We start from the raw sequence: 21,782 nt of genomic DNA, 5'->3' as shown, positions 1-21,782 counted from the left end.
TCCACAAATTCAGCTCGTGAATGCGCTCGCGTATGCCAGAAAACAGCAAAAAGATGACAAACTTAAGACAAACTCCCCGCCCGAAGGTGGTCGTGCTGGCGTATGACGGCCTGTGTACCTTTGAGTTTGGCGTGGCGGTGGAGATCTTCGGCCTGCCGCGTCCCGAGCTGGGAGACGAGTGGTATCGTTTTGCGGTGGCAGGCGTAGATAGCGGTGAACTTCGGGCGACGGGCGGGATCCGCATCATTACCGACGGAGATATTTCCCTGCTTGAGTCTGCCGACCTGATCGTCGTACCGGGCTGGCGGGGTCTGGATGCACCGGTTCCGGGCGCGCTCTGCAGCGCCTTACGTCAGGCCAGCGCGCGGGGCTGTCAGCTGCTGTCCATCTGTTCGGGCGTGTTTGTTCTGGCCGCCGCGGGGCTGCTGAACGGGCGCAAAGCCACGACGCACTGGCGCTACCTTGACGCGCTTAAGGCCCGCTACCCGGACATCAACGTGGTCGAGGATGTGCTCTACCAGGACGAAGGGAATATACTGACCTCCGCAGGCAGCGCGGCGGGGATCGATCTCTGTCTGCACGTCGTGCGCCGGGACTATGGAATGGAAACCGCCAACAGCGTGGCGCGTCGGCTGGTCATTCCCCCGCACAGGGACGGCTCGCAGCCGCAGCAGCTGAGCCGCCCGGTGGCGCAGCTGCGGGAAAGCCAGCGTCTGGGCCAGCTGTTTGATTTTTTGCATACGCATCTTGTTGAGCCGCACAGCGTCGACTCGCTGGCGCGTCGGGTAGGCATGAGCCAGCGCACCTTTCTTCGTCGCTTCGAGGCGGCAACGGGAACAACGCCCGCGCGCTGGTTACTCAATGAACGCCTGCTGCGGGCCAAAGATTACCTGGAAAGCAGCCGCTTAAGCATCGACAGCATCGCAGAACAGACCGGGTTTGGGCAGGCATCGACGCTGCGCCATCATTTTCGCCAGCAGTTTGCGCTTTCCCCGGCCCAGTATCGCAAACAATTTTCACGTCCCGACGCTGCCCGCTGAGGAAGCAGTCTGGATATCGCCATGTTGATTACGCTGGAATACGGAGCACCTGATGGTTACCACACACGTTTTTATCGCGGTCAGCCTTGATGGCTACATCGCCCGGGAGAATGACGACATCGACTGGCTGCTGCAGCGCGATGACCCGACAGAAGATCATGGCTATGCGGCGTTCATCGCCGACAAAGAGTGGATTGTGATGGGCCGGGGGAGCTACGAGAAGGTGTTGACCTTTAACGCATGGCCTTATGACCGCCCCGTGCTGGTACTCTCCCGACAGTTGGCCAATACTCCCGTGCCGGAGACGCTGAAGGGCAAAGTGCAGTTTTCAGGACGTACGCCAAAGGAGGCTCTCGACGATCTGGCCGTGCAAAACGTCCATCGCGTCTATCTTGATGGCGGCCGGGTGATACAGTCGTTCCTGCGCGAAGGGCTGGTCGCCGATATGGTTATCACCACCGTTCCGGTCCTGCTCGGGTCGGGAAAACCGCTGTTCGGCACCCTTCCCCGGGATATCGATTTAACGCTGGTATCAAGCCGCAGCTTCCCTTCGGGCCTGGTGCAGTCGCACTATCGGGTAACGTCATAAAGCCACGCCAGCGCCGCTGCGGGCAAAAAAAAACCGCCATTAACTGGCGGTAAATGCTTGCATGGATAGATTTGTATTTTGGTCTCTACGTCCCGACACTCCATGGCCGGGCAGCGGATCCCTTACAACCTACCACTATTCATCTTAACGAACCCTAAACAGCGCTATTAACCTGCCTGGGTATTGATTTGCAAATAACGCATCAGGCCCTGCTCCGCACTCTCTCTGGCGTCATCATTGATGGCCTCAAGATAAAACGAACGCGAAACGCCATACGGTGCTTTTTCAGACGGATATACGGCAAACTGGAATGTTTTTCCTCTCGTCTGATTGGTGCAGTCTAATTCCCAACGCTGATCGTTAACTTTGGTGCTATTACAGGCAACGCGCCCGTAATCGCTGGTTAAATATGAACCCACGCGAGTTTCTGCGGACTGAATATATTCAGGTGTGTCATTACCGGCATAATGAGCCCCCGCAGCGGCTCCTACTGCAACCACCAGAAGCGCAAGCGCCATTATTTTTTTCATTTATGTAGACCTGTTCCTTAGCCAGAGATAGCTATTATATAGGATTTATCCTTAATGAAACTGTCCAATTGTGTACCATAAATGGGAGTTTACAAAGAGACATACATTTTTAGGAAAAATCTTAGGTTGCTTTTTACCCTTTCCACACTCTTTGACATTCTCTTTGCGCTAATTTGAATTTTTGAATAATAACAATAAGAAATAATCGGCATGATTATCCCGCAATATCATTCAGCGGTGAATCCATGTTCAAAAAAGGGTTATCTTTCGTCATGCTTATGTGCGCGCTGTTTTCAGGCCAGATTATGGCCGGACACAAAGGGCATGAATATATATGGGTAAAGAATGTGGAGCATCAGCTTCGTCATGAAGCCGACAGCGATGAGTTGCGAAGCGAGGCGGAAGAGTCGGCGGAGGGTTTGCGCGACCACCACCTGTGGCAGAAATCGCGCAAACCGGACACGCACGTTCGGTAATTAGCTGCCCTTGCGCTTTGGCAGGGTTTTCATCAGATCGTCGGGGCTAACGGACGCCACAATGCTGCCGGGCTGCGGCATTTTGAAGATGTGGTTTTTCATCTTGCCAATCACGTGCATTTCGCAAGGACGGCAGTCAAATTTGAGGGTCAGAACTTCGTCCCCATTCACCAGCTGCATCGGGGTGGCCTTCCAGCTTTTGATATTCCCTTTCGCCTGCTTCGGACACAGGTTAAACGCAAAGCGGAGGCAGTGCTTGGTGATCATCACCGGCACGTCGCCCTTCTCTTCGTGCGCTTCATAGGCCGCGTCGATCAACTGCACGCCGTGGCGATGATAGAACGCCCGGGCCTTATGGTTGTAGACGTTGGCGAGGAAGGACAAATGCGTATCCGGGTAAACGGGCGCCGGAACGGCTTCGGCTTTACGGCTGCCGCGCGGATACTGCGCCAGGCGCGCGCCATCGAGCATCTCTGCCGTTTCGCGACGGAACTGGTTAAGCAGGCTGTTCGGCACGAACAGCGCGTCCGGCAGATTCACGTCAATAGCGCGCGCATAGTAAATCGTCTGCCCCAGCTTCGCCACACCGTCCTTCAGGCTGTTAAGCGCTTTTTCCGCGTTGTTTGCCACCTCGAACAGACCGTCAAGCGTATGCGTCACGCTGATCCCATCCTCACAGGTCATGGTCAGAATAAGCTGCTCTTCCCAGCCGCCCAGCTCAATGTCCACCGCGATGCGGCGTTCGCTGGAGGTTTTCAGCAGCGCCTGCTGCCAGTTATGATCGAGGTTACGGTTAAGCGCCGCGTTCGGCCGCGCTTTGTAGAGATCGGCCGGCATTTCGTTCGGCCACACGCGGTAGCGGTTCTCACCGGTTTTTTCCACCGTATTGGCGCGGAAGCCCACCACCTCACGCTTGATCATCACGTTAAGGCCGTCGCCGTTCGCCAGCGGCTCCGTCACTTCAACGTCAAGGTGATCTTTCGCCACCTTCAGCACTTCGCCGACCGGTAAACCGATAAACTTCGGTGAATCAAACGCGCCGATATCCCCTTTACGGGCATTCACAAAATAGTCCGTGCTGCCGCGGTGGAACGTTTTGTCCGTCGACGGAATAAAGAAATGCTCTGTGCGACCGGCCGACGCGCGCGCCAGGTCGCCGCGGTCTTCAATAATGGCGTCCAGCATCTGGCGATAGTGCGCGGTGATGTTCTTCACGTAGCTCATGTCTTTGTAGCGCCCTTCAATCTTGAAGGAACGCACCCCGGCATCGATCAGCGCGCCCAGGTTAGCGGTCTGATCGTTATCCTTCATGGAGAGCAGGTGTTTTTCAAACGCCACGACGCGTCCCTGATCGTCTTTCAGGGTATACGGCAGGCGGCAGGCCTGAGAACAGTCGCCGCGGTTGGCGCTGCGGCCCGTCTGGGCGTGGGAAATGTTGCACTGGCCGGAATAGGCGACGCACAGCGCGCCGTGGATAAAGAACTCAATCGTCGCGTCGGTCGCCTGATGAATATCGCGGATCTGATTCAGATTAAGCTCGCGCGCCAGAACGATCTGCGAAAAGCCAACGTCGGAGAGAAACTTAGCTTTCTCTACCGTGCGGATATCGCACTGGGTGCTGGCGTGCAGTTCAATGGGGGGAATATCCAGCTCGAGCACGCCCATGTCCTGAACAATCAGGGCATCGACGCCGGTCTGGTAGAGATCGGTAATCAGACGTTGCGCAGGCTCTAGCTCATCATCATGAAGAATAGTGTTCAGGGTCACGAACACTTTCGCCCCGAAACGGTGGGCGAACGGCACCAGTTCAGCAATATCGCTCAGGCTGTTGCTGGCGTTATGGCGGGCACCGAAGCCAGGGCCGCCAATGTAGACGGCGTCTGCCCCATGAAGGATCGCTTCACGGGCAATGGCGGCGTCGCGGGCCGGGCTTAAAAGTTCAAGATGATGGGATTGCAGGCGCATACTTCGTCGTTATCCGTTATGGTCAAAATGGCGGCTATTGTAGTCAGAAGTATGCGTCAGCGAAACAGTTTTGCGTCGCCTCAGCGGGGATAATGAATCAGGGAGTGAAAATGCACCGTCCGGTCGCTGCTGTTGCGGTAGGCGTGCGGTTTATCGCCGGCAAAACGGACGCCCGAATCGGCGGAAATTGACTGCCATTCGCCGTCAATTTTCATCTCCAGTTCGCCGCTGATGACCACCACGTGTTCGATCACTCCCGCCTCGTGCGGCGTGGACTCGCTCAGGGCACCGGGTGCCAGCGTGATGGAGAAATGATCGAACCGGAGCGTCTCATCCCACGGGAAAAGCGGTTTAACCACCATCGCCTGCTGCTGCGGGTCAAACACCGCCTGGCGGTCCGCCTCCGGCGTGATGAACGTGGAAAACGGGACGTTCAGCCCTGTAGCGATTTTCCACAGCGTCGACACCGTTGGGCTGGATTCATTGCGCTCAATTTGCCCGAGCATGGCTTTTGACACGCCGGTTTCGTCCGCCAGCTTCGACAAACTCCAACCGCGCGCCTGACGCAGCGTTTTCAGCGTTGTTGCAAGATGTAGTGTGATGTCCATGTTCCCTCCTGGTGATGCGTAGCATACCACTTGTACGCTATAGCGCACAGTGTTACCTTATCTCGGACGTTATAACGCACAATGGAGTTTTCATGCGCCCTTCCTCACATTTTGTTCCCACCGTACTGGCTGGGTTTGTCGCCGTTCTGGTGGGTTACGCCAGTTCGGCAGCCATCATCTGGCAAGCCGCGGCTGCGGCAGGCGCCAGCGCGCAGCAGATAGCGGGCTGGATGACCGCGCTGGGAATTGGAATGGGCGTCAGCACGCTGGCGCTTTCCTGGTGGTATAAAGCGCCCGTGCTGACCGCCTGGTCAACGCCCGGCGCGGCGCTGCTCGCCACCAGCCTGCACGGCGTGACGCTGGCTGAAACGATCGGCGTATTCATCTTTGCCAATGCGCTCATTTTACTCTGCGGCATCACCGGCTTATTCGCCCGGCTGATGAAGTTGATCCCCCATTCCCTTGCCGCCGCCATGCTGGCAGGCGTGCTGCTACAGTTTGGCCTGCACGCGTTTGCGCACCTGGAGGGACACTTTCTGCTGTGCGGCAGCATGATTGCGGCATGGCTGATAGCAAAAGCGCTGGCCCCGCGCTATGCCATCGTGGTCACGCTGCTGGTGGGCGGTATCGTGGCATGGGCGGGCGGTGACGTTGTCACCGATAGGCTTACCCTCTCTCTGGTAATGCCTGAATTTATTGCCCCCGCCTTCACCTTTACCAGCCTGGTGAGCATTGGCGTGCCCTTCTTCCTGGTAACCATGGCTTCGCAAAATGCGCCTGGCTTCGCCACGATGAAAGCCTCCGGTTACCCGCTGGCGGTCTCGCCGCTCATTATCGTTACCGGTGGACTGGCGCTGCTGCTTTCGCCCTTTGGCGTCTTTTCCATTTGCATTGCGGCGATTACCGCCGCCATTTGTCAAAGCCCGGACGCGCACCCGGATCCCGCAAAGCGCTGGCTGGCAGCCATCGCTGCCGGCGGTTTCTATCTGCTGGCGGGGATTTTCGGCGGGTCCATTACCGGGCTGATGGCCGCCCTGCCGCTCAGCTGGATCCAGACGCTGGCCGGTCTGGCGCTGCTGGGAACCATCAGCGGGAGCTTGTATCAGGCGCTGCATCACGAAGCGGAGCGCGACGCGGCCATCGTCACGTTTCTGATGACCGCAAGCGGCGTCACGATCCTGGGGATTGGCTCGGCATTCTGGGGGCTGGTGCTGGGGGGCGTGTGCTATGCCCTGTTTTCACGCGCTCGCCGCGCGTAGCTGCGACGGCGTGATGCCCGTCACGCTGCGAAAGCGGTTGCTAAAGTGGCTGGCGGAGTTAAACCCGCAGGCCAGCGCGATGTCCGTCAGCGGCGTTGAGGTGTGCTGCACCAGGGCTTTCGCTTTTTCCATTCTCCTTTGCATCACGTACTGATGCGGCGCCAGCCCCGTCGACTGGCGGAACATGCGGGCAAAATGGTATTCGCTGAGGGCGGCCTGGGCCGCCAGTTCGGCCAGCGTCAGGGGCTGGCCCAGGTTCTCTTCGATAAACGCCAGCACGTTACGCAGAACAAACGGCGATAGCCCGCCGGTGACGACCGGCAGCTTCCACTGCACGTTTGAGTAGTTTTGCAGCAGATGGGTCAGGAGCAGCGTAGAGGCCGTGCTCAGGGTGAGCTGGTTGGCGTGCTGCTGCCAGTCGCAGCCAAGCAAAAACTGGCGATACAGCGCGGTGATCTTCGGATCGCTGCCAAAAATACGTTCGTCCAGGGTCAGCGAAAGCGGCCGCTTGTCCCAGATTTTTTCGCCCACGTCGCGCAGGTGTTCATCGGTACAGTAGAGATGCACAAACGACAGATCGTCCCGGATATCCCACGTCGATTCGCTCTCTTTGGGCATCAAACAGAAACGGTCCGGCCCCCCGCCGTTCTTCCAGCCGCCCGGCGTTTTTTGGTAGCTTTCGTAACCGTCTGCCACGTACAGGCTCAGGGTATGATGGTTACTTTTTACCGTTATCGTATCGTGCTTGTTGTACCACGCTGCCAGCTGAATACCCGAATTCAGCGAGACGGTTTCCCGCAGGACTGCATTCTGTTGGCAAAGCGTTTCAAAGGTATCGTAAGCGTGAGACATAACCATTAGCGCGTGATGGACTGGAATGTCAGTCTAAGAAGAGTTGTCTTCCGTTGCCAGTCCCCGGTAAAGAAAAAAGCGCAAGATTTTGCAAGTCCACCGCAAGCGGATGAAAGCCCTTTATAAAATGCGGCGCCATACTGCGGGCTTCGGTGGTTTGAGAAGAGAAAAATATGAACGCATTACTTTACGGACTGGTGGTCATTATCTGGGGAACCACCTGGATTGCCATTTTCCTGCAGCAGGGCCCCGTGGCGGCGCCCGTCTCTATTTTCTGGCGCTTCGCCGTCGCCAGCCTCACGATGATGGTGGTATTACTCGCCCTGCGCCGCCTGCGCAAGCTGGCGCTGCGGGATCATCTTTTTTGCATGCTCCAGGGATGCTGCGTTTTCTGCTTTAACTTCTGGTGTTTTTACACCGCGGCCTCGCACATCAATACCGGGCTGGAATCGGTGATCTTCTCCATGGCCGTGCTCTATAACGCCATCAACAGCTTTATTTTCTTCGGGCAGCGCCCACCCGCCCGTTTCTGGACGGCGGCGGCACTGGGCCTGGTGGGGATCGTCACCCTCTTCTGGGACGATCTGCTGGCCAGCGGCTGGAGCGCGTCGCTCCTGACGGGCATTGGTCTTTCCGCGCTCGGTACCTACGGCTTCTCGCTGGGCAATATGATCAGCATGCGCCATCAGCGCAGAGGCCTTGAGACCATGACCACCAACGCCTGGGCGATGCTCTACGGTACGCTGGTGATGGGCTGTATTGCGCTCTTCAGAGGCGACAGCTTCACGCCGGAGTGGACCACCAGCTACATTGGCGCGCTGCTCTATCTGGCCCTGTTTGGTTCGGTGATTGCCTTTGGCGCGTACTTCACGCTGGTGGGACGCATTGGCCCGGGCAAAGCGGCCTACAGTACGCTGCTCTTCCCGCTGGTGGCGCTCTCCATCTCCACGGTGTATGAAGGCTACGTCTGGCATTTCAACGGAATTATTGGACTCTTGCTGATTCTGGGGGGAAATATGGTGATGTTTACCAGACCCGAAACCTGGTTCAGGCGCCTGCGCACGGCGTAAATAAAACGGCCTGCATTACGCAGGCCGTTTTACGTTATTTTGCGGTCTTTTTCACATCAAACATGGTGGCGTCGGTCGCCATATCATCAACAACCTGCTTCAGCGTTGCAAAGGTCATCGGCGTATTTGCGTTATTCAGCTCTTTACCTTCGCCTTTACGCACTACCTTCATAACCGGCTTGTTGGTGGCCGCATCGATCAGCTCACCTTCAAAGTAAAGGTGGGTATCCATGGTGCGATGTCCGGTTGCCATCTGCGTACCGGCAACCACCAGCGCAACAGGCACCACTTCATAGAACTGCAGTCCCTCTTTCTGCGAACTCACCCCGGTAATGGCACCGCGAAAAATCAGGCTGTGTTTACCCGGCGTGGTGACAATCGGCTTACGGGTACCAATAGCAGTTTTCATTTTGTTATTGGTGTAATTCAGCAGCTCATCAAGCGTTTTTTGACCAATCTGTGTTGTCGGTTTAGGCGCAGGATAATATGTAATCGGCGTCCAGATAATACTGTCGTAATTAGCTTCGTTATAAGAAGGATCAACCCAACGCAGCGTAGGTTTACCCGTCGCAGACGTCGTCTGCTGTAATCCTGAATAGTCTTTTAAAAAGCCAGAATATTGTTCGGGAGCGGCGACTTTAGAAGAACAGCCCGCCAACGCCAACAGACCAGTAAGCACTGCAACTTTAAAAAAAGTTTGAGTACGCATGATAGTTTTCCATGTTATCTGCAAGTATGCATTTGAAGTTATAGCAAAAGACTGGTGGGTTTGTTGTGACAAAAAATGATGCCGGGAGCACAAATTGCGAAAAGACTGCCCGGCCACGTGCCGGGCAGTGAAAAATTACTGATTTATATCCAGTTGCCAGAACAGATGTTTGCCAAACGGGTCGATTTCATAGCCCTTCACTTCCTTGCGCACCGGTTCGAAAATCGTCGAATGCGCAATCATCACCGCGGGCATCTGGTCATGCATGATCTGCTGAGCCTGTTTATACAGCGCCACGCGTTTATCATGATCGGTTATCGATTTCGCCTCGGCGATAATGTTATCAAACGGCTTGTAGCACCATTTCGCCGAATTCGACCCGCCGTTTGCCGAGGTGCAGGTAAACAGCGGGCCAAAGAAGTTATCGGGATCTCCCGTAGCGGTCGTCCAGCCCATCAGCGCGGCCTGATGCTCTCCGCCCTTCACGCGTTTTAAATATTCGCCCCATTCGTAAGTGATGATTTTGGTCTGTACGCCGACCTTCGCCCAGTCCGCCTGAATCATCTCCGCCATGCGTTTCGCATTCGGGTTATAGGGCCGCTGGACGGGCATTGCCCATAAATCGATGCTCATGCCGTTGGCAAACCCGGCCTCTTTCAGCAGCGCTTTGGCTTTTTCTGGATCGTACTCGTAGTCCTTAAGCTCGCTGTCGGCGCTCCAGACGCCCGGCGGCAGCAGGTTCTTTGCCGCGGTGCCGGTACCGTGGAACACCGCGTCAATAATGGCCGGTTTATTGATAGCCATCGCCAGCGCCTGGCGAACTTTCACGTTATCCAGCGGCGGCTTTTGGGTATTGAACGCCAGGAAGCCGGTATTCAGCCCGGGTTTGCTCATCAGCGTGATGTCTTTGATGGCCTTCATGCGCGGCAGGTCGGCCGGGTTCGGGAACGGCATCACCTGACATTCGTTCTTCTCAATTTTGGCAAACCGCACGGAGGCATCCGGCGTGATGGTAAACACCAGCCTGTCCAGCTTCGATTTCCCCTGCCAGTAGTCGGCAAACGCCGTGAACAGGATGCGGGAATCCTTCTGATACTGCGTCAGCTTAAACGGCCCGGTGCCGATCGGCGCCATATCCACCTTCTCCGGCGTGCCCGCTTTCAGCATCGCGTCGGCATACTCAGCGGAAAGGATCGAGGCAAAATACCAGGCCAGATCGGCGACAAACGGCGCCTCCGGGTGCGCCAGGGTAAAGCGTACGGTATGGTCATCCACTTTATCAATGGCGGTGATCAGGCTGCCAAACTCCAGGCTTTCGAAGTTGGAGTAGCTGCCGTTCGAGACGTTGTGGTACGGATGGTTGACGTCTTTCTGGCGCATAAACGAGAAAATGACGTCATCGGCGTTAAAGTCGCGGGTCGGCGTGAAGGATTTGTTGCTCTGGAACTTAACGCCTTTGCGCAGATGGAAGGTGTAAACCTTGCCGTCGTCGCTCACCTCCCAGCGCTCTGCCAGGCTCGGCACCAGCTCCGTGGTGCCGGGTTTGAAGTCGACCAGCCGGTTATAAACCGGCACGGCGCTGGCGTCCACGCTGGTTCCCGAGGTGTACAGCTGAGGATTGAAGTTTTCCGGCGATCCTTCGGAGCAATACACCAGCGTTTTTGCGGCGACAGCGGAACTGACCGTGAGTGCAGCAAGCGCCAGCGTGAAAGTTGCGAGTTTGCTTGTCATCATTTATTCCTGTCTTTTTAATTCGACGGCTAATTAATTCTTTTGCCATTTCATAAATAACATTAAAGTGAGATGGCAAACACCCGAAAAATAAATAAGGAACAAATCACTATGGGCTCGCCGCTTTCCAGACAATTAACGCATCGTTTTTTCCGCTATCTCGCCATCACCAGCCAGAGCGATCCTAAAGTGAAAACGCTGCCCTCAACGCCGGGCCAGCACGACATGGCGCGGGAACTGGCGCAGGAGCTGGCACAGCTGGGTTTAGACGACATCGTGATTGATGAATTCGCCACGGTGACGGCGGTCAAAAAAGGCAACGTGCCCGGCGCGCCGCGCATCGGCTTTATTACCCATATTGATACCGTCGACGTGGGTTTATCACCGGATATTCATCCACAAATATTAACGTTTACCGGTGAAGATCTCTGTCTGAATAAAGAAAAAGAGATCTGGCTGCGGGTGAAAGAGCATCCCGAAATTCTGGCTTACCCGAACGAGGAGATTATTTTCAGCGACGGGACCAGCGTATTAGGCGCCGATAATAAATCTGCGGTCACGGTGGTGATGACGGTGCTGGAAAACCTGACGGCGGAGCATCAGCATGGCGATATTGTCGTGGCGTTTGTGCCTGACGAAGAGATCGGCCTGAACGGCGCCAAGGCGCTGGACCTTAAGCGCTTCGACGTCGACTTCGCCTGGACCATCGACTGCTGCGAGCTGGGCGAAATTGTCTACGAGAATTTTAATGCGGCAGCCGCTGAGATCCGCTTTACCGGCGTGACGGCGCACCCTATGTCCGCCAAAGGCGTGCTGGTGAACCCGTTATTAATGGCAACCGACTTTATCAGCCACTTCGACCGCCAGCAGACGCCGGAGTGCACCGAGGGGCGTGAAGGCTATATCTGGTTTAACGGCATTCAGGCCGGGCAGAACGAGGCCGTTCTTAAGGCCAATATCCGGGACTTCGACAAGGACAACTTTGCTGCCCGCAAGCAGCAGATTGCCGACGTTGCCGCGCGGATTGCCGCCCAACACCCGACCGCCAGCGTGGAGTATCGCATTGAAGATACCTACAGCAATATCAGCAATGCGATTGGCGAAGACAGGCGCGCTATCGACCTGATGTTTGAGGCGATGGAATCGCTCGGCATCACGCCGAAACCGACGCCCATGCGCGGCGGTACCGACGGCGCGGCGCTCTCGGCAAAAGGGTTACTCACGCCGAACTTCTTTACCGGCGCGCATAACTTCCACTCGAGGTTTGAATTCCTGCCGCTGTCGTCGTTTGAGGCGTCTTACCGCACCGCCCTGCAGCTCTGCCTGCTGGCCGCCCGTTAGGCGGGCTTGCGCGCCAGCATCGTGGCAAAGCGCAGTTTGATGCGGTTCCCGTTTTCGTCGGTGCGGTGCAGTTCGCCGGGCTCTTCGTTGTACTTGATGAGCTCCCAGCCTTCATAGTAATTGCTCAGCTCACCGCTTTTGAACGCAAACGGGAAGCCGACGGTGCAAGGATAATCCACCGTATCCATGGCGGCGACAATCAGGTTGTAGCCGCCCGGCCGGGTGCAGCGCTGCATGTTGGCGATAAGGCCCGGGATGGTGCTGGCTTCCAGGAACATCAGCACCACGGTGGAGAGAATAAAATCGTACTCGCCGTCAAAGCTCAGGCCGTTGAGATCTTTAATTGCGGTCTGAAGATTCTTAATCCCTTCTGCCGCCTTGATGCGCTCGATATTGTCGATGCTCATCGGGTTCTTGTCCCACGCGGTCACGTCGTACCCGTTGGCCGCAAGGTACAGGCTATTACGGCCGTTGCCGCAGCCCAGGTCCAGCGTTTTGCCCGGTTTAACCTTTTCCGCACTGAACAGCACTTCTGAGTGCGTACGAGTTAAGCCATATTTCTCTGTGAAGTAATTCTCATCAACGGTCATCATTTTTCCTCAGATTGCATAAGCAGTGCTTTATCAGTGCGAACCAGCAGTTTGCCCTGAAGCAGCAGAATCAATGTACGCACCAGCAGCCAGCCAATAATGGCGTTGGTGAAGATAAACAGCGGCACGGCGATGGCGTGGAAAAAGCCCGCCGGACTGCTTTGTCCCAGATGCAGACCCGTGGTTGCCAGGGCCGAGACGCCAAAGGAGAAGCTCCAGAATGAGGCATTGAACGGCTGGGACAGGGTCCATGGGATCAGGCGCAACATGAACAGCAGCTGCAGCAGGCCATAGCCAAACAGCATTTTCGCAAACGTATCCGCCTGACCGCCATTCACGCTGAACCAGGCGCTACAGGCCACCAGCGCGGGCGCCAGCTGAATCCCGAGAGACGTGCGCAGTGCGGCGGGCAGCTCTCCGGCGCTGCGAAGGCGTTGCAGAATGACCGGCTCAAGGCTGAGCCAGGAAAAGATGCCCGCGCCGAGGAAGACCAGCCCTGCATCGTGAAACCCGAGGGCGCCGCACGCCATCGCGCTGATAAAATTGTTCGCCACCGTGGGCAGATATAATCCAGGCGTGGTCGCCTCTTGCGGATGTTTCCCGCGCCATAGCCCGGCGCTTTGCCAGGCCGAGTACGCAAGCTGCACCACTACGCCAGTGCCAAACAACACCAGCGAGACCGGGCGGAACCAGGGTACAAAACCGATGGCGACCAGCATCGTCGTGGCCGGGAAAAGGCTGACAAAACTGCTCGTCACCGGGTGCCGCATCTCTGCCAGCACGCTGCGCGGGAAACGGATCGCGCGCGTCAAAAACGCGACCGTTAACAGAAACCAACATACCACCGCAAGGGCAACCAGGCTCTCCCCCGGCCAGCGCGTCACCGGCCAGAGGGTGCTGGCATAGCGCCAGGCAAAGCCCATACCGATGATGCCAAGCACCATGCCAAAATACCCGGCGGGCAAGTTAAGCGCCTGTTGGGGAGTGTTAAATTTGCTCATTAATTTTAATTTTTAAAATGTATTTTAAATGCCATTTTAAGGGGTTTCTGCAGCGGATGCCAGTACAACGAAAGGTCAAAAGTTTGCTACGTTTAGTTGAGACGCCTATCAGAGACCGCACGATGAAAAAGTACCGACTCAGCGATGAAACCCGCCTCTGGCAGTGGAAAAACGGCGAGACCTCCCACTCCGCCACGCTGCGGCAGATTATCGCCACGGCCGATTTTAACGACGTCGTGGCCGGCACAAAGGGCGGCTGGATTGACGACGAGCGCGCCCTCTCGCAGGACGGCAATTGCTGGATCTACGACGAAAACAGCGTGGTATTCGCCGGCGCAGCCGTGTCCGGCAACGCGCGTCTTACCCTGCCTTGCATCATTAGCCATGATGCGCGTATTGGCGACAGCTGCTGGCTGGACGGTGCGGAGGTGAGCCACGGCGCGCGAATAAGTGACAACGTCACCATTCAGCAATCCTGCGTGCGCGGCGAGTGCCATATTTACGGCGAGGCTCGCGTACTGCATCACAGCGTGGTCATTGCGGCCAAAGGGCTAACGCCGGACCGTGAACAGATCCTGCAAATCTACGATAAGGCGACGGTGAGCCAGTCGCGCATTGTGCACCAGGCGCAAATCTACGGCGAGGCGATGGTCAATTTTGCCTTTGTTGAGCACCGCGCCGAAATATTCGACAACGCTATCCTCGAGGGTAACGACCTGAATAACGTCTGGGTGTGCGACTGCGCAAAAGTCTACGGCAACGCCCGGGTGATAGCCGGTTTTGACGACGATGCCATCCCGACGGTGCGCTACAGCTCGCAGATTGCGGAGAATGCCGTGGTGGAAGGCAACTGCGTCATTAAGCACCACGTCCTGATTGGCGGTCAGGCATGGCTGCGCGGCGGGCCGATCATGCTGGACGATAAGGTGGTGATCCAGGGACGCGCGCGGATCAGTGGCGATGTGCTGATTGAGCATCGGGTTGAAATCACCGACGATGCGGTCATTGAAGCCTTTGCCGGCGAGAGCATTCACCTGCGCGGCGAAAAGGTGGTTAACGGCGCTCAGCGCATCACCCGCACGCCGCTGCTGGGCGCGTTATAGGGTATAAATTTTCCCGTAGAGGTTCACGTCGTCAAAGCGGCCGTTAAGGTATTCCGCTTCCCGCAGGCACCCTTCCAGCGTAAAGCCGTTGCGCAGGGCAACGCTGTTGCTGCTCTGATTCGCGACCCGACACTTAATCACAAAACGGCGGATCTCCCCGCGCTCGGCGTAGTAGCGCATAAACGCCTGCAGCGACCGAGAGAGAATGCCCTGCCCCTGGTGGTCTTCATCCAGCCAGTAGCCGATGTACCCGGCTTTGTTGGTCGGTTCAATCGTGTTGAACGACAGCACACCGACAAGCGCGTCACCCTTGAAGATCAGAAACATTTTGGCGTAGCCGCGCTGGTGCAGCATCTGGTTACTCTGCACGTTGCGGCGGGTATCGTCCTCGCTGCCCACGTGCTGCGCCCAGTCAAAGGCGGTTTGCAGCCAGGTTCTGTTTTTTACGACGAGGTTGTGCAGATCGGCGGTATAGCGATCTTCGACGGCGCGAAGTTCGATAGCGTCAGAGACCGGGATAATTTCGGATTTTGCTGCGGTCATTGCCCCTCACCCTAACCCTCTCCCACAGGGAGAGGGAATCAATCGTTAACGCATTACCCGGTCATCAACGTACTGACGTTTGTCCGGCGCTGGCGGGAAATACTGGTACAGCCAGGTTTCGCTGATGGCATCGCCCTGGCAGCGCAGGAACAGGCGCATATCCACCGGCTCCGTTGAATCCGACGTCGGGTACCAGTCAAACAGAATACGGTATCCGTCAAACGGCTCGACGTAGAGGATCTCAACCTGCTTCGCTTCACCGCTGGAGAGCGTAATCACCGGCTCGATACCTTTCGGCGCTGCGGCCTTCAGGTCGCCGCCGACGAAGTCGATGGCAAAGCGGCGGGCCCACACTTTCGGGTAATTCTCGCCCGGCGCCCAGCCTTCCGGGAACCCGCCCATACCGGTGCGGGTGGCGAAGACGTTGGCCAGCGGAGAACGCACCGGCGGCATGGCGCTCCAGTACAGGCGATATTTGAAGTCCAGCTCGTCGCCCGCCTTGACGGCTTTTTCCGGCTGCCAGAAGCAGACCACGTTATCCAGGGTTTCACCCGTCGTCGGGATCTCCATCAGGCCAACCGAGCCTTTCCCCCAGTCGTTGCGCGGTTCAACCCACAGGCTCGGACGCTTGTTATACCAGCCCATCACGTCCTGATAGTGCGAGAAATCGCGATCGAGCTGCAGCAGGCCGAACCCTTTCGGGTTTTTATCCATGTAGGCATTAAACTGCAGCTTCTGCGGGTTGTTCAGCGGACGACAGATCCACTCTCCGTTGCCGCGCCACATCGCCAGGCGATCGGAGTCATGGATTTGCGGGTGAATGGTGTCACACATGCGGCGTTCGTTATTGCCGCAGCTGAACATGCTGGTCATCGGCGCGATGCCGAGCTGCTTAATGTCCTTACGCGCGTAGAGGTGGTTTTCGACCTCCATGATCACCTGGCTCTTCTCGCAGTGGATCACAAACTTATAGGCACCGGTGATGCTCGGGCTGTCGAGCAGCGTATAGACGGTAAACGTGGTATCACCCGGCTTGACGGTTTCAAACCAGAAAGAGGTAAAGTCCGGGAACTCTTCAGGGGTGTCGGTAAAGGTATCGACCGCCAGGCCGCGTGCGGAAAGGCCGTACTGGTAGGTGTCATCCACCGCGCGGAAGTAGCTCGCCCCCAGGAAAGAGACGATATCGCGACGCGCCAGCTCCGGCGCCTTAAAGGCGCGGAAGCCTGCAAAGCCGAGATCGCTTTGCCCCTCCAGCTGTTTGGTATCTACGCTCGTTTCACCGTAGCTGAACAGCTCAGGACGGAAGTGGATCTCGCGCGCCATCGAGGTGGATTGATCCAAAGAGAACATCCGCACGCGGCGGCGGAACCCCATCCCCATATGGAAGAACTGTACGTCCAGCTGACGCCCTTCAACGTTGTTCCACAGAGACTGTTTTTCATCGTACCGGATGGCGTTGTACGCCTGCGGCGTCATGGTTGCCAGCGTATCCGGCAGCGGGCGCGGCGCGCCACCCCAAGGGGTTTTCGCCAGGTCATGCGCCATGGATTGCAGTACGGAGAAGTCAAAACGACGGCTCTGACCGTCAGCGATGTCAGAGTCAGCAGCGTATGCCGCTTTGGAAAACAGGGAAGCAAGGCCGGATGTGCCGCTCAGGGCTGCCACTGCCAGCGAGCCTTTTAGAAAACGTCTGCGATTCATGCCTGGAAAAACGTCCTTATGGTCGTGTGAATGTGTTTCGCGCGCGGCGAAATGACGGCAAGAAAGAACGCACAGCCTAAACAAAAATGGTTAAGAATCCAATTGTTGGCCGGTGATTATCTGAACAAAGTGAGAAATATTTTCTGTCGACCAGAACGGCCCGAAAGTGGTGTAAAGAAAGCCTGGAAAATGTGTATAAAAATGCCCCGGTGCGACATCACTCACCGGGGCCAATGAGGCGGTTATTTTACGCTGACATCGATACCCGGGAAGTACTTATCAGCGAGTTTAGCGATCGTGCCGTCGGCACGTACTTTATCAATCGCGGCATCAAGCTGCTTTTTGGTGGCCTCGTCCCCTTTACGCAGCCCAAAACCGATCCCACTGCCGAGGATAGTGTCGTCTGACACCGGTTTGCCGATAAAGCCAAACCCTTTACCCTGCGGCTTGCTGAGGAAACCTGCCTGCCCGGCCGCGGACATCACCAGCGAGGCGTCGATACGGCCATTCAGCAGATCGCCCCAGGCCATATTCTGATCTTTATAAGACACCACGGTGACACCCTGCTTTTCCCAGTGCTCTTTGGCATAGGTTTCCTGGATGGATCCCTGCAGCACGCCGATGGTTTTGCCCTTCAGCCCTTCTGGCGTTGCCTCGACAGCCGTGCCGGCCTTGCCAACGAGCTGCGACGGAATACGGTAAATCGGCTGGGTAAAATCAATGCTCTTGCGGCGCTGCTCGGTGATGTTCATCGCCGAGTTGATGGCGTCAAATTTCTTCGCCACCAGCCCCGGGATCAGCGCATCAAATGAGGTTTCCACCCAGCTGCACTTCAGCGCAGCCGCTTTGCAAATGGCATTCCCCAGCTCAACGTCAAACCCTTCCAGCTCGCCCGCCGCATTGCGGCTCTCAAACGGCGGATATTCCGCTTCCAGACCGTAACGCAGCTCGGTGGCCGCGAAGGAGGAAAAAGTACACAGCAATCCCATGCCGACAACTAACGCGCGTAATTTCATCTACAACTCCTCAGCGTGGTTTAACCCGACACAGGGCCTGGGCACCTGCCCGTAACGTCGCCTCATCTTTCGCAAAAGAGAGACGAATCAATTTATTGTCCGTACCGTCCGCATAAAACGCCGACAGCGGGATGGTGGCAACGCCGTACTCAACGATCAGCCTTTTCACCAGCTCGCTGTCGCGCTCGTCGCTGAACTGGCTGTAGTCCGCCAGCATGAAGAACGAACCGGCGCTCGGCAACAGCGTAAACGGCGAATCGGCCAGCAGACCGTGCAGCAGATCGCGTTTGCGCTGGTAAAACGCCGACAGCGACAGCCAGGTTTGCGGGTCGACCATATGTTCAGCAAACGCGTGCTGCATTGGCGTATCGGCAGAAAACATTAAAAATTGATGGACTTTACAAATCTCGTCCATCAGTACCGCCGGGGCAACACAGTAACCCACGCGCCACCCGGTGACGTGATAGGTTTTTCCGAAAGATGAGATAATCACGCTGCGCTCCGCCAGCTGCGGGTGCGTGGCCATCCCGTGGTGCGGCTCACCGTCAAACACCACGTGTTCGTACACTTCGTCAGACAAAATAATGATGTCGGTGTTGCGCGTCAGCGCCGCCAGCTGCTGTAGATCGTCGGTGGAGAAGACCTGGCCGCTCGGGTTGTGCGGCGTATTAATGATGATCATGCGCGTGCGCGGGGTGATCGCGGCGCGAACCTCGTCCCAGTTGACGGCAAAATCCGGCACCGTGAGCCTGATGGCGATTGGGGTTGCCCCCTGCAGGCGGACAATCGGCGCATAGCTGTCAAATGACGGCTCAAAGTAAATCACCTCATCGCCCGGATGCACCAGCCCGCTAATCGCCGAATAGAGCCCTTCGCTGGCGCTGGCGGTGACCAGCACCTCGCTGGCAGGGTTATACTGCGTGCCGTAGAGCGTGGCAATTTTATCGGCAATGCGCTCTTTGAGCGGCTGCAGGCCGGTCATCGCCGCGTACTGGTTATGCCCCGCCTCCATTGCGCGGGTGACGCCCGCGATAAGCTTCGGGTCGCAGGAAAAATTCGGTGCGCCCTGAGAAAGGTTAATGGCGTTATGCTGCGCCGAGAGCTGGCCGATAACGGTAAAAATGGTGGTTCCCACATCTGGCAGTTTGGAGCGCGTTTGCACCGGCGTTCGTAAAGTCATCCTGTTACCCTTCTCATGGTCTTTGCATAACTATTCAAACAACAAGTTCGTTGCCGGGACAATCGAATTGTTGTCATAATAGCCATGAGAAAAATGCATAGCTGAGGGTTTTCCATGTCGCGCCGTTCGCTCCCGCTCAATGCCATTGACGCATTTTTAGTCACCGCGCGTCACCTGAATCTTACCCATGCTGCCGCCGAGCTTTGTCTGACGCAGGGCGCCGTGAGCCGCAAAATTGCCTCCCTTGAGGCGTGGTTTGGCTTTCCGCTTTTTGAACGCCACGCGCGCGGCTTACGCCTCTCTTCGCAGGGCAGCGCCCTGCTGCCGGAACTGCAGTCGGCTTTCGAACGCCTGCTGACCGTGGCCGATCAGGCCCGCAGCCAGCAAACCGTGATCCGGCTCAAGGCCCCCACCTGCGCGATGCGCTGGCTGGTGCCGCGCCTGCTGGAGGTGGAGCGCGAGCAGCCGGAACTGCAAATTGCGCTGACCACCACCACCGATCACAACGTCAATTTCAAAACCGAATCCTACGACGCGGCCATCGTGTTCGGCACGCACATGAGCGCGGGCGATCTGCTGTTCGAAGAGGCGCTCACCCCGGTGATAAGCCCGGTGCGCGCGGGTGCAGCGCTGGGATCGTTAACGTTTCTTCACCCGACAAGGGACAAGACAGACTGGTCGCTGTGGCTGACAAAACAGGAAGGCCCCGGCTTTGTCATGCACAAAAATCAACACTTCGACACGATGGATCTGGCGATCACGGCCGCCATTCAGGGGCTCGGCGTCGCCATTGCCGACGAAACGCTGGTGGCCGAAGATGTCCGGGCCGGAAGGCTGATACGACCCTTTGAGACGAGCATAAAAACCGGCGCAAGCTACCGGCTGGTGCTGCGCGAAACGCCTGGCGAGGAAAACGGGCTGGCGGCGTTTCGCGCGTGTTTGCTTAATCGAGGCTGACGTGGTGTTTCATCACCCGTTTAAAGAGGCTCATGCGGGCGCGCATAAAGCGGTTTTCAAGCCTGAAACCTGCATGTTTATTCACACCAATGCGTAGCAGAACGTCCCGTCCTTTGCGACACGCGGGCCAGCGCGTCGGCCCTGGCAGGCTGTCGCGACGACCGGCGTCGCGCGCAAAGCTCACCCAGTAATCGGCCACCTGGGCAGCAAACTGAAGATCCCGCGCGTTGACATACTGGCGCGAGGGTTCCACCTGGCCAAGCGTGTCGAAGACGTAGGGAACCTCGTTGCCGTGCCAGGCGCCGTTGACATAGGTGGCGTGTTCCGCTTCGGCGACATAGTCAAACCAGTAGCGCCAGCACAATCCGCCGACGCGCTGCTGGGCCTGCATCACCACATAGCCCATCGTCGTAAACGCCATGTCGCGGCACACCTGCCTGCCCAGCTCTTCATCGCCCTTCACGCCCGGATAGAGCAACTTAATCAGCCCCAGCCCGAAGCGGCGCTCCCGGCGCAGCTTCTGGATTTGCCCCGCGAGATCGATGCCAAACACCGCCATCACGCTGGCTTCGTCGCTGTTAGAGCCAATCATCACCGGCACAGGGTGCTGGCGGGCGGCGAAAAAGACGTCCAGCATGGCCTCCGGCAGAACGCAGTCTCCGGCGATGGGCGCCGGGGCCACGTTAAGCGGCGCGGTTAACGGCCAGAACACGTCGGGTGGAATGGCGCGCAGCTCCTCGGCCGTTGCGTTCTCCAGGCCAAAATGGGCGGCCAGGGCTTCTCCTTTCCGTAGCGCCTGTTCGCGCGGCGTGTCCGGCAAGGTATAGCCGCTTTGGATAATCGCCTTATGGAACAATCCCTTTGCGAGGGGCGATGCCAGCAGCGACAGCACGCTGCGCGCGCCAGCGGATTCGCCAAACAGGGTGATATTGGCAGGATCGCCACCAAACGCGGCGATATTGTCCCGCACCCATTCAAGGGCAGCTATCTGATCCAGCAGGGCAAAATTATGCACCACGCGGTCTTCTTCCCCTTCCAGAGCAGGATGGGCGAAAAAGCCGAGGTGGCCGAGACGGTAATTGAGGGTTACGACAACCGCGCCGCGCGTGGCCAGCGCTTTGCCGTTATACGGCGGCAGGCCACCGGCGCCCAGGGTAAACCCGCCCCCGTGCAGCCAGACCATAACCGGAAGCGGCTCCGCACGCTCTGTGGGAGACCAGACGTTAAGATAGAGACAATCTTCAGAAAACTGGCCCGGATCGCCGCCGCCCAGCTCCTGACAATACTCGCTGCTTTGCCAGCTTGAGGGCGAAAAAGCCGTAGCCTCGCGAAGGCCCTCCCAGCGCACAGGCGGCCGCGGCGAGCGCCAGCGCCACTCACCCACGGGCGGCTCGGCGTAAGGGATCCCGTACCACGCATGAACGTCTTTATCAGTAAAACCAGCCAGTGCGCCGCAGCGCGTTTCAACCACAGGGGCGGAAGGATTTTGCATAACGACCTTATTTTTTCCATCACACCCCA

Annotated in this window: 21 protein-coding genes; 8 read left to right on the top strand and 13 right to left on the bottom strand. The window is 57.3% G+C overall.

Features of this window, described 5'->3' with window-relative positions; translation table 11 throughout:
• Positions 1–32: 32 nt before the first annotated feature.
• Positions 33–1,040 (top strand): transcriptional regulator FtrA, encoded by a 1,008-nt coding sequence (gene ftrA / locus AC3WOK_RS04895; RefSeq protein WP_447855619.1) that lies wholly within the window; start codon positions 33–35, stop codon positions 1,038–1,040.
• A gap of 52 nt (positions 1,041–1,092) precedes the next feature.
• Positions 1,093–1,629, top strand: coding sequence for a dihydrofolate reductase family protein (locus tag AC3WOK_RS04890; protein ID WP_492354046.1), 537 nt, complete (start codon positions 1,093–1,095; stop codon positions 1,627–1,629).
• A 167-nt stretch (positions 1,630–1,796) separates the two neighbouring features.
• Here AC3WOK_RS04890 and AC3WOK_RS04885 read toward each other — a convergent pair whose 3' ends face one another.
• Positions 1,797–2,159, bottom strand: coding sequence for a hypothetical protein (locus AC3WOK_RS04885; protein WP_492354045.1), 363 nt, complete (start codon positions 2,157–2,159; stop codon positions 1,797–1,799).
• Between the two features lie 245 nt (positions 2,160–2,404).
• On the opposite strand from AC3WOK_RS04885, the gene AC3WOK_RS04880 reads away from it, so the two are divergent.
• A complete protein-coding gene (locus AC3WOK_RS04880; RefSeq protein WP_492354044.1) occupies positions 2,405–2,635 on the top strand; it encodes a DUF2554 family protein in 231 nt (76 codons plus the stop codon).
• Here the strand turns inward: AC3WOK_RS04880 and AC3WOK_RS04875 are convergent, their stop codons facing one another.
• Positions 2,636–4,600: a peptidase U32 family protein gene (locus tag AC3WOK_RS04875; RefSeq protein ID WP_492354043.1), complete on the bottom strand. Its 1,965-nt coding sequence runs from the start codon at positions 4,598–4,600 to the stop codon at positions 2,636–2,638.
• Positions 4,601–4,680: 80 nt separating this feature from the next.
• Positions 4,681–5,208, bottom strand: a complete 528-nt coding sequence (locus AC3WOK_RS04870) for a helix-turn-helix domain-containing protein (RefSeq protein ID WP_047348554.1) — start codon at positions 5,206–5,208, stop codon at positions 4,681–4,683.
• Between the two features lie 92 nt (positions 5,209–5,300).
• On the opposite strand from AC3WOK_RS04870, the gene AC3WOK_RS04865 reads away from it, so the two are divergent.
• Positions 5,301–6,467 carry a benzoate/H(+) symporter BenE family transporter gene (locus AC3WOK_RS04865; protein ID WP_063956305.1) on the top strand — a complete coding sequence of 389 codons (1,167 nt, stop codon included), beginning with the start codon at positions 5,301–5,303 and terminating at the stop codon, positions 6,465–6,467.
• On the opposite strand, the gene AC3WOK_RS04860 is transcribed toward AC3WOK_RS04865, so the two are convergent.
• The gene (locus tag AC3WOK_RS04860; RefSeq protein ID WP_492354042.1) at positions 6,447–7,319 is read right to left on the bottom strand and encodes a helix-turn-helix transcriptional regulator; all 873 of its coding nucleotides are present in this window, start codon (positions 7,317–7,319) and stop codon (positions 6,447–6,449) included. The genes AC3WOK_RS04865 and AC3WOK_RS04860 overlap by 21 nt on opposite strands.
• A gap of 173 nt (positions 7,320–7,492) precedes the next feature.
• On the opposite strand from AC3WOK_RS04860, the gene AC3WOK_RS04855 reads away from it, so the two are divergent.
• Entirely contained in the window at positions 7,493–8,389 is an 897-nt protein-coding gene (locus AC3WOK_RS04855; RefSeq protein WP_492354041.1) for a DMT family transporter, read from the top strand.
• Between the two features lie 34 nt (positions 8,390–8,423).
• Here AC3WOK_RS04855 and AC3WOK_RS04850 read toward each other — a convergent pair whose 3' ends face one another.
• Together AC3WOK_RS04850 and AC3WOK_RS04845 are read right to left on the bottom strand one after the other, a co-directional pair.
• Positions 8,424–9,098: a DUF3313 domain-containing protein gene (locus tag AC3WOK_RS04850; protein ID WP_047348558.1), complete on the bottom strand. Its 675-nt coding sequence runs from the start codon at positions 9,096–9,098 to the stop codon at positions 8,424–8,426.
• Between the two features lie 135 nt (positions 9,099–9,233).
• Entirely contained in the window at positions 9,234–10,829 is a 1,596-nt protein-coding gene (locus AC3WOK_RS04845) for an ABC transporter substrate-binding protein (RefSeq protein WP_492354235.1), read from the bottom strand.
• A 111-nt stretch (positions 10,830–10,940) separates the two neighbouring features.
• Here AC3WOK_RS04845 and pepT point away from each other — a divergent pair, with 111 nt between their 5' ends.
• Positions 10,941–12,170, top strand: coding sequence for a peptidase T (gene pepT, locus AC3WOK_RS04840; protein WP_059310133.1), 1,230 nt, complete (start codon positions 10,941–10,943; stop codon positions 12,168–12,170).
• Here pepT and tehB read toward each other — a convergent pair.
• Positions 12,167–12,760: a tellurite resistance methyltransferase TehB gene (gene tehB / locus AC3WOK_RS04835; RefSeq protein WP_072250534.1), complete on the bottom strand. Its 594-nt coding sequence runs from the start codon at positions 12,758–12,760 to the stop codon at positions 12,167–12,169. The genes pepT and tehB overlap by 4 nt on opposite strands.
• Complete coding sequence (gene tehA, locus AC3WOK_RS04830; protein WP_447855614.1) at positions 12,760–13,761, bottom strand: dicarboxylate transporter/tellurite-resistance protein TehA; 1,002 nt, start codon at positions 13,759–13,761, stop codon at positions 12,760–12,762. Before tehA ends, tehB begins: the two co-directional genes overlap by 1 nt.
• Positions 13,762–13,883: 122 nt before the next feature.
• Here tehA and ydcK point away from each other — a divergent pair, with 122 nt between their 5' ends.
• On the top strand, positions 13,884–14,864 hold the full coding sequence (gene ydcK, locus AC3WOK_RS04825; protein ID WP_059310136.1) for a YdcK family protein: 981 nt from the start codon (positions 13,884–13,886) through the stop codon (positions 14,862–14,864).
• On the opposite strand, the gene rimL is transcribed toward ydcK, so the two are convergent.
• The 4 genes from rimL to AC3WOK_RS04805 form a co-directional block, all read right to left on the bottom strand.
• Positions 14,859–15,407: a 50S ribosomal protein L7/L12-serine acetyltransferase gene (rimL, locus tag AC3WOK_RS04820; RefSeq protein WP_447855613.1), complete on the bottom strand. Its 549-nt coding sequence runs from the start codon at positions 15,405–15,407 to the stop codon at positions 14,859–14,861. The two genes, ydcK and rimL, sit on opposite strands and share 6 nt — an antisense overlap.
• A gap of 45 nt (positions 15,408–15,452) precedes the next feature.
• Complete coding sequence (locus AC3WOK_RS04815) at positions 15,453–17,108, bottom strand: glucan biosynthesis protein D (RefSeq protein WP_059310138.1); 1,656 nt, start codon at positions 17,106–17,108, stop codon at positions 15,453–15,455.
• Between the two features lie 242 nt (positions 17,109–17,350).
• The gene (locus AC3WOK_RS04810; RefSeq protein WP_025756391.1) at positions 17,351–18,124 is read right to left on the bottom strand and encodes a transporter substrate-binding domain-containing protein; all 774 of its coding nucleotides are present in this window, start codon (positions 18,122–18,124) and stop codon (positions 17,351–17,353) included.
• A gap of 10 nt (positions 18,125–18,134) precedes the next feature.
• On the bottom strand, positions 18,135–19,304 hold the full coding sequence (locus AC3WOK_RS04805; RefSeq protein WP_063428142.1) for a pyridoxal phosphate-dependent aminotransferase: 1,170 nt from the start codon (positions 19,302–19,304) through the stop codon (positions 18,135–18,137).
• A 114-nt stretch (positions 19,305–19,418) separates the two neighbouring features.
• On the opposite strand from AC3WOK_RS04805, the gene AC3WOK_RS04800 reads away from it, so the two are divergent.
• Positions 19,419–20,261, top strand: coding sequence for a LysR family transcriptional regulator (locus AC3WOK_RS04800; RefSeq protein ID WP_059310140.1), 843 nt, complete (start codon positions 19,419–19,421; stop codon positions 20,259–20,261).
• On the opposite strand, the gene AC3WOK_RS04795 is transcribed toward AC3WOK_RS04800, so the two are convergent.
• Positions 20,248–21,753, bottom strand: coding sequence for a carboxylesterase/lipase family protein (locus AC3WOK_RS04795; RefSeq protein WP_447855612.1), 1,506 nt, complete (start codon positions 21,751–21,753; stop codon positions 20,248–20,250). The two genes, AC3WOK_RS04800 and AC3WOK_RS04795, sit on opposite strands and share 14 nt — an antisense overlap.
• Positions 21,754–21,782: the final 29 nt, after the last annotated feature.

The organism is Enterobacter sp. FW301-JW81, assembly GCF_058788735.1.
The sequence above is the reverse complement of the archived record's forward strand: the minus strand, read 5'-3'. Positions and strand labels throughout refer to the sequence as shown.